The 7850-nt window shown below is 54.8% G+C and carries 7 protein-coding genes and 1 pseudogene; 6 read left to right on the plus strand and 2 right to left on the minus strand.

Annotated elements, in window-relative coordinates; genetic code table 11:
* Positions 1 to 285: 285 nt before the first annotated feature.
* The 6 genes from VCA57_RS13315 to VCA57_RS13340 all read left to right on the plus strand — a co-directional run bounded on the left by VCA57_RS13315 (position 286) and on the right by VCA57_RS13340 (position 6152).
* Positions 286 to 3078: a monovalent cation/H+ antiporter subunit A gene (locus VCA57_RS13315; protein WP_411185502.1), complete on the plus strand. Its 2793-nt coding sequence runs from the start codon at positions 286 to 288 to the stop codon at positions 3076 to 3078.
* Entirely contained in the window at positions 3079 to 3408 is a 330-nt protein-coding gene (locus VCA57_RS13320) for a Na+/H+ antiporter subunit C (protein WP_411185503.1), read from the plus strand.
* On the plus strand, positions 3405 to 4910 hold the full coding sequence (locus VCA57_RS13325; RefSeq protein ID WP_411185504.1) for a monovalent cation/H+ antiporter subunit D: 1506 nt from the start codon (positions 3405 to 3407) through the stop codon (positions 4908 to 4910). The genes VCA57_RS13320 and VCA57_RS13325 overlap by 4 nt, the downstream gene beginning before the upstream one ends.
* A complete protein-coding gene (locus VCA57_RS13330; RefSeq protein WP_411185505.1) occupies positions 4907 to 5410 on the plus strand; it encodes a Na+/H+ antiporter subunit E in 504 nt (167 codons plus the stop codon). Before VCA57_RS13325 ends, VCA57_RS13330 begins: the two co-directional genes overlap by 4 nt.
* Positions 5395 to 5664, plus strand: a complete 270-nt coding sequence (locus VCA57_RS13335) for a K+/H+ antiporter subunit F (protein WP_411185506.1) — start codon at positions 5395 to 5397, stop codon at positions 5662 to 5664. The genes VCA57_RS13330 and VCA57_RS13335 overlap by 16 nt, the downstream gene beginning before the upstream one ends.
* A 155-nt stretch (positions 5665 to 5819) precedes the next feature.
* Positions 5820 to 6152 carry a Na+/H+ antiporter subunit G gene (locus VCA57_RS13340; protein WP_411185507.1) on the plus strand — a complete coding sequence of 111 codons (333 nt, stop codon included), beginning with the start codon at positions 5820 to 5822 and terminating at the stop codon, positions 6150 to 6152.
* A 21-nt stretch (positions 6153 to 6173) separates the two neighbouring features.
* Here the strand turns inward: VCA57_RS13340 and VCA57_RS13345 are convergent, their stop codons facing one another.
* Positions 6174 to 7340 carry a DUF4062 domain-containing protein gene (locus VCA57_RS13345; RefSeq protein WP_411185508.1) on the minus strand — a complete coding sequence of 389 codons (1167 nt, stop codon included), beginning with the start codon at positions 7338 to 7340 and terminating at the stop codon, positions 6174 to 6176.
* Positions 7341 to 7699: 359 nt separating this feature from the next.
* Positions 7700 to 7850 (minus strand): annotated as a pseudogene (locus tag VCA57_RS13350) (IS5/IS1182 family transposase); the annotation flags it as partial.

The following is a 7850-nucleotide window of genomic DNA, read 5'->3' on the forward strand; positions in this document are numbered from 1 at the left end:
TTCTGGCTGATCCGGTTTTTTATTGCCTGTTTTCTGTCGAGGCAGTGTTATTCGGGCTCAGCGCTAAGTCATTGAGATTTTAGTAATAATTCTATCCATGACGTCTAGGCGATAGTTATGGATAATCGCGCACGCTTTTCTATCAGCGGGCTTTCATAACCTTGCAGTGCAATACTTCTGCGTTGTCCGCCTTGCAGGGAAACCCTGTTGTTTGTGGCCTGTAAGCAGGTTTGAGAGTTAGCTGGGCATGTGTGTACGCATGGCTTGTATTAAGGGGTTTTTACTATGACGCTTGCGCTGATCATCGCCTTGCCGTTTCTCGGCATGTTTCTGCCTCTGCTGGCCGAGCGCCTCGGCCGTTCAGCCTGCGCTGCGGCCACTGCGCTTGCACCGCTGGCGGCCTTGGTACTGTTGCTGTCGCAGCAATCTACTGTGTTTGCTGGCGACCTGATCAGGGTCAAGCTGGAGTGGCTGCCATCTCTGGGGCTGAATCTCAGCCTGCGTCTTGATGGCCTGGGTTTCCTGTTTGCCCTGTTGATTCTCGGCATCGGCCTGCTGGTAATCCTCTACGCGCGCTACTACCTGGCGAAGAAGGAGCCAATGGGGCGTTTCTTCGCTTTCCTGTTGCTGTTTATGGGCGCAATGCTCGGCGTGGTGCTCTCGGAAAACCTGCTGCTAATGCTGATGTTCTGGGAGCTGACCAGCCTCTCGTCGTTCCTGCTCATCGGTTTCTGGGGCGCGCGTTCGGATGCACGCAAAGGCGCGCGCATGGCCTTGGCCATCACTGGTGGTGGTGGCTTGGCGCTGTTTGCCGGGATTCTGCTGATCGGCCATATCGCCGGCAGCTTCGAGTTGTCCCAGGTGTTGGCGGCCGGTTACGCCATCCGTGCTCATGCGTTGTACCCGCTGGCGTTGATTCTGGTGCTGTTGGGCGTGTTCACCAAGTCGGCGCAATTTCCGTTTCATTTCTGGCTGCCCCATGCGATGGCCGCACCTACGCCGGTTTCCGCCTATTTGCACTCGGCAACCATGGTTAAGGCTGGGGTGTTTCTGCTGGCGCGTCTATATCCGGCGTTGGCGGGTTCGGAATGGTGGTTTTATCTGGTCAGTATTACCGGTCTGGTGACCTTGCTGATTGGCGCGGGGATGGCACTGTTTCAGCATGATCTCAAGGGGCTTTTGGCCTATTCGACGATCAGTCATTTGGGCCTGATTACCTTGCTGTTCGGTCTGGACACGCGCCTGGCAGCGGTTGCGGCGGTGTTCCACATCATCAATCACGCCACCTTCAAGGCTTCGCTGTTTATGGCGGCGGGGATCATCGACCACGAGACGGGTAGCCGCGATATGCGGCGGATCAATGGCATGTGGAAGTACATGCCGCATACCGCGATATTGGCCATGGTCGCGGCCTCGGCGATGGCCGGCGTGCCGTTGCTCAATGGCTTCCTCAGTAAAGAGATGTTCTTCAGCGAAACCCTCAACCAGCATCTGTTGGGCAGTTTCAACTGGGTAATTCCGGCAGCCGCCACCCTGGCTGGGGTGTTCGCAGTGGCTTATTCGCTGCGGTTTATCCACGACGTATTCTTCAATGGCGAGCCGATCAATCTGCCGCATTTCCCGCCGCATGAGCCGCCGCGCTATATGAAGGTGCCGGTAGAAATCCTGGTCTTCCTTTGCCTGCTGGTGGGGATTGTGCCGGCCTACACGATCGCTCCTTTGCTCACTGTGGCTGCTTCAGCAACCCTTGGCGGCAACGTGCCGACTTATAGCCTAGCGATTTGGCATGGTTTCAACCTGCCGCTGTTGATGAGTTTTATCGCCTTGTTCGGCGGCATTCTTGTGTACGTCTTCCGTCAGCCGCTGTTCCGCTGGTACGCCGGGTTGCCGAGCGTGGATGCCAAATTGATTTTTGAGAGCGGCGTGGTGCTGATGATCAAGGCATGTACCGCACTGACTCGGCGGCTGGAGAATGCTTCGCTGCAGCGGTACTTGGCGCTGTTGCTTGCTGCAGCGTTAATCGTGGTAACCCAAGGCTTGAGCTCACTGCCACAGATTAGCGGGTCGGTAGCCTTGACCGAAATCGACGGCATGACCGTCTTGGGGCTGGGCATCATGGCGCTGGCAGCATTGGTTACGGTGATTTTCCATCGCCAGCGCCTGGTTTCGTTGCTGATGCTCAGTGTGGTCGGGTTGATGGTGGCGTTGGCCTTTGCCCGCTATTCAGCGCCGGACCTGGCTTTGACCCAGCTGTCGGTTGAGGTGGTGACCATCATTCTGCTGATGCTTGCGCTGTTCTTCCTGCCGGCGCAGACCCGCATGGAGTCGAGCAGCCTGCGTGGCTTGCGCGATTTCACCCTGGCTGTGGGCACTGGGGTGATGGTGGCGATGCTGGTGTTTGCTGTGCTGACGCGACCGTATGACAGCATTTCGGCGTTCTTCCTAGAGAACAGCGTGACGGGTGGCGGTGGCACCAATGTGGTCAACGTGATTCTGGTCGACTTCCGTGGCTTCGATACCATGGGCGAGGTCACCGTACTGGCGATTGCGGCGGTTGGCATTTTTGCCCTGCTCGATGGTTTGCGCCTATTCCAACCGGCAGTCGATGCGCAGGGGCGTAACTGGGCACGTGATCGTCATCCACTGATCCTTGCCACCCTGTCGCGGGTGCTGCTGCCGATGGCGCTGCTGGTCTCGGTGTTTATCTTCCTGCGCGGGCACAACTTGCCCGGTGGCGGCTTTATTGCTGGGCTGGTGACGGCCGTGGCGTTGATCCTGCAGTACGTTGCCAGCGGGGTGCAGTGGACGCAGTCGCGGCTACCGCTGAATTACCAAGGCATGGCTGGCCTCGGCGTGTTGATTGCCGGCCTCACCGGTTTGGGCAGCTGGCTGTTTGACCGGCCATTCCTTACCTCGGCTTTCGGTCATTTCAATATCCCGCTGATCGGTGAAATTGAACTGGCTACCGCGATGTTGTTTGACCTCGGTGTTTACCTGACGGTAGTTGGCGCGACGCTGCTGATTCTTGCCAATCTGGGCAAGTTGACCCAGGAAAAAGCTGTACAGGAGGTGCTCTAGATGGAAGCCATATTCGCTGCGACCCTGGGCGTGTTGACGGCCAGCGGCGTGTACCTGCTGCTGCGCGCGCGGACCTTTCCTGTGGTGTTGGGGCTAACGCTGATTTCTTACGCGGTCAATTTGTTCCTGTTTGCCATGGGCCGCTTGCAGAGTGGGGTGGTTACGGTGATCGGCAAGGGCGGCGCCTACGCTGACCCGCTGCCGCAAGCGCTGGTGCTGACCGCCATTGTGATTGGCTTTGCCATGACCGCATTCGTCGTGGTGCTGGCGCTGCGCAGCGTCGGCGAAACCCGGACAGACCATGTTGACGGCCAGGAGCCTGCACGATGAATCACGGCTTGATCCTGCCCATTCTGCTGCCAATGTTTGCCGGCAGCCTGTTGCTGCTGGGCGCGGGCCTGAGCCAGCGCGTCAAACGTTGCATATCGCTGGCGGCAACCCTGCTGTTGCTGCCGTTGAGCTTTTATCTGCTGTGGTTGGCCGATCAGGGTGTGTTGCAGGTCTACGCCGCCGGTAACTGGGCGGCACCGTTCGGTATCGTGCTGTTGCTTGATCGCTTGAGCGCCTTGTTATTGGTGGTGACGGCGGTGCTTGGCAGCTTTGCCTTACTCTATGCGGTACGCGGCGATGATGAGCGCGGGCAGAGCTTCCATGCGCTGTTCCAGTTTCAGTTGATGGGCATCAACGGCGCCTTTCTCACGGGCGACTTGTTCAACCTGTTTGTGTTCTTTGAAATCCTGCTGATCGCCTCCTACGCGCTGCTGGTGCATGGCGGCGGGGTAGAGCGGGTGCGTGCTGGCTTGCATTACGTGGTGCTGAACCTAGTGGGTTCGGCCTTCTTCCTGCTCGCTGTCGGCGTGTTGTATGGCATCACTGGTACTCTGAACATGGCCGATATGGCCATTCGGGTTGCCGCCGCCGGGCCAGATGATGCCGGGTTGTTGGGCGCTGCCGGCTTGCTGCTATTGGTGGTGTTCGGCCTCAAGGCGGCGTTTTTGCCGTTGTACTTCTGGCTGCCCAAGGCCTACGCCTCGGCCACTGCACCGGTCGCTGCGTTGTTTGCGGTGATGACCAAGGTCGGCCTGTATTCGATCATCCGTGTGTACACGCTGATCTTCGGTGACGATGCCGGCAGCTTGGCCAATATGGCCAACGACTGGCTCTGGCCGATTGCCCTGCTAACCCTGGCATTGGGCGTGATCGGCGCGCTGGCGGCAGTCAGCCTGCAAGGCTTGTTGGCGTATTTGGTGGTGGTATCGGTTGGCACCTTGCTCGCCGGTATTGCCATTGGCACTGAACAGGCATTGGCAGGCGCTTTGTTTTACCTGGTGCACAGTACTTGGGTTGCCGGCGGCTTATTCCTCTTGGCTGACTTGATTACCCGTCAGCGCGGCGAAAAACAGGGCCTGTTGGTGCAAGGGCCGGCGTTGCAGAACCCGCATCTGCTGGGCAGCTTGTTCTTTTTTGGGGCGATTGCGGTAGCTGGTTTACCGCCGCTCTCCGGGTTTATCGGCAAGCTGTTGCTGCTGCGCTCGCTGGAGCCTGGCTTGCAGGCGTTGCTGCTGTGGCCGGTGGTGCTTGGTGGCGGCCTGCTGACCTTGATTGCCTTGAGCCGCGCCGGCAGTACGCTGTTCTGGCACGTGGGCCTGAGCCAGTTGGATAGCGCCGAGCTGGACTATGGGCGGCTGCTGGCCTGCATGGGGTTGCTGTTGCTCAGCCTGCTGTTGGTGGTTGGCGCTGCGCCGCTGCTGAGTTATGTCGAGGCTACGGCCAGCCAGTTACATGATCTGGGGTTGTACCGGCAAATCATCGAATCGGGAGCTGCACGATGAAAGCACGTCGCTGGTTACCGCATCCGCTGCTCAGTCTGTGTCTGCTGATGGTCTGGCTGCTGCTGGTGAATGACCTGAGCCTGGGCCATTGGTTACTCGGCGCGGTACTGGGTTGGGCAATTCCATTGCTGACCCAGGTGTTCTGGATCAACCCGCCACGGGTGCATAAGCCGCTCAAGCTGTGCCTGTTTCTGCTGCGCATCCTTGGCGATATCGTCATGGCTAACCTGCAGGTGGCCAAGCTGATCCTCGGCCCGACCAGCAAGCTGCGCCCAGCCTTTGTGGAGATTCCTCTGGTGCTAGAAGACGAGCTTGCTCTGACCATGCTCACCAGCATCATCTCGCTGACGCCGGGTACGGTTTCCGCTGATTTGAGTGATGACCGCAAAACGCTGCTGGTGCATGGTTTGGATGTGGCCGATGCCAAGGCGCTAGTGGCGGAAATTAAACAGCGTTACGAAGCACCCTTGCTGGAGGTATTCACATGCTCGCCTACGTGATTCCACTGTGCCTGGTGATTATCGGCCTGGCGCTGATGCTGACCATGGCCCGACTGATCATTGGCCCGGATCTGCCCGACCGCATCCTGGCCTTGGACACTCTGTATATCAACGCGATTGCCATGCTCGTGCTGTTTGGTGTGTGGCTGGGTTCTGATCTGTATTTCGAAGCGGCCCTGCTGATTGCGGTGATGGGCTTTATCGGCACGGTGGCGGTGGCCAAGTATTTGCTACGCGGCGACATTATTGAATAGGCACGCGTTTACGAGCTGCTGCGCGCGGGCCCTGTTGCGCTAGGAGCAGGCTTAGGCTGCTTATTTACAGCGCGTAAACTGCCCAGCCTCGCCTGTTATTGCCCTGCATGGCGCTAGCTCGCGAGATGGTAAAAACGTTCTTCGGAGACTGCTCAATGGATACCCTGATCGAAGGCTTGGTCGCTTTGTTCTTGCTGCTTGGCAGCCTATTCGCCTTGGTCGGCGCGATTGGTCTGTATCGCCTGCCGGATTTCTTTATGCGCCTGCATGGCCCGACCAAAGCCAGCACCTTGGGTGTGGGCGGTATGGTGATTGCCTCGTTGATCTACTTCAACTTTCATGGCGAAGGTTTCAGCTTTCATGAGCTGCTAATTGCCCTGTTTCTGTTTATCACCGCGCCCGTTAGCGCCCATATGCTGGCCAAGGCTGCTCAGCAGCAAAAGTTGCCTATCAGCGAACAAACCCGCGGTAAGCCCTGGGAGCAATGATTTTTAGTGTTAGGCGGGAGGTTACAGTCCATAAACAGCTCTCAATTGTGCGATTTCTTTTGAAAATGGATCGGTATCTGGCACTGTAAGAGTCAGAGTGATAGTTACAATTGTGCCTTCCTCGTATGAGTCAGCTTCCTGTATGTGTCTCTCGATTGTTGAGTAAAGTTTTTCTGAGAACTCTTCTATCTCTTGAATAGCATTGGAAGAAAAATCTGATGCCAGTTTAATTAATTTTTCAAATTCGTCACTGTAAGATGCTCTGAGAAATTGCAGCTTCCAATCGAGTAGTTGTTCATATCCATCGCCAACTCTTTTGGCCAAATGAGCAATTCGTTTAATATCACCGGGCTCTCCGGGCTCACCTACTGCTTTTATAAAACCAGTATTTAAGGCTCTAGATAATTGTTCAATGGTGTTTGCTATCCACGCAAAGCGTGAGGATACCCAAGTGGTAATGCTCTCAACTTCTTCTAGAATTGTAGGGTCGCCGAAGCTAATTCCCAATTCTGTATCAAGGCGTTTGCTATTGTGTGATGCTATTTCATCCGACAGTATCTGTGCAAAAAGTAACCACTCCCACCCTTTGGGCTTTTCTACAGCCAGACGAAAAGCCTTAGGCCTTAAACTGGCTACCAACGGATCACTTTCATGCGCTTTTGCTCTCAAATTCAAGCAGTCAGAAAACAAGTAGCTAAGTTGCTTTCTTAAGGTACTAATAATACTTTGTGCATTTGAAAATGGGAAAACCCAAATATCACCAGACTCCCTAAGTTCTGCAATGAATTTGAAAAGAGATGGGTTGTCAACTACCGAGCTATAGTCTGCATTTGGGTTTGCTTTCCAAATTGGCAGTAGTGTCAATATATCTTCTTTAACAAACACATATTTTGGTATTCCCTTGGCCTTGGCTTCTAAAAACTCAAGGTTGGTAATAGACTTACCTGAGTCAACTATTGATCCGTACCGTCCTCCAACAATCAATACGAAAATGTCAGTGCGGTTTTTTACTGCCTCTAAACAGTTATTTAGAGTGTTTTGATTGGGGTTTACTGGGAAGGAGTCGAACTCTGAAAGAATCGGCTCAAACCCGATAGACTCAGTAAAATCTCTTAGGTCGGCTCGTACTTGGCTGAGATCGTAGCAAGTGGAGCTAACAAATAAAGCTGTCTTGCTTCCTTTTGGCACTTGTTGTTCTCCTTGAAATTCCGACTATATCGGACGGTTGACTTCTTAAAATGCTTTTAGGTGAAAGTTACCGTTTTGCTAAGATGATGTCCACCAACAGCTTTTTCCCCGAATCGGTCAAGTTTAGCTACTCATATCAATCTAGTAATGGTGTGTGATTTAGCTTGAGCCGTACTGGATAGGTCTTCAAAATGCTTTGTGGAATTACCGCTAAGGATGCTCTGAAGTAGCCCTATATTTCCGGCCGACTTCAGCCCTTGCTGATTTTTAAAACGGCAACTGACCAAAAAACGATCAGTATCTCGCATATTTCAGTGTTTTTAGCCGCTGCGAACGCTTCGCAGCGGCTATTCCCCACATTACAGACGAACCTCTCCTGCATTCGTCAGTAAATATCGGCGTGCCATCCACAGGTTCGACAGGGCAAACAGCGTCACCAACTGTGCAGTATTTTTAGCCAAGCCACGGAAGCGTGTTTTCACATAACCGAACTGGCGCTTGATCACCCGG

Source organism: Pseudomonas sp. (assembly GCF_046581935.1).
In the GTDB taxonomy this organism is placed as follows: Bacteria; Pseudomonadota; Gammaproteobacteria; order Pseudomonadales; family Pseudomonadaceae; genus Aquipseudomonas.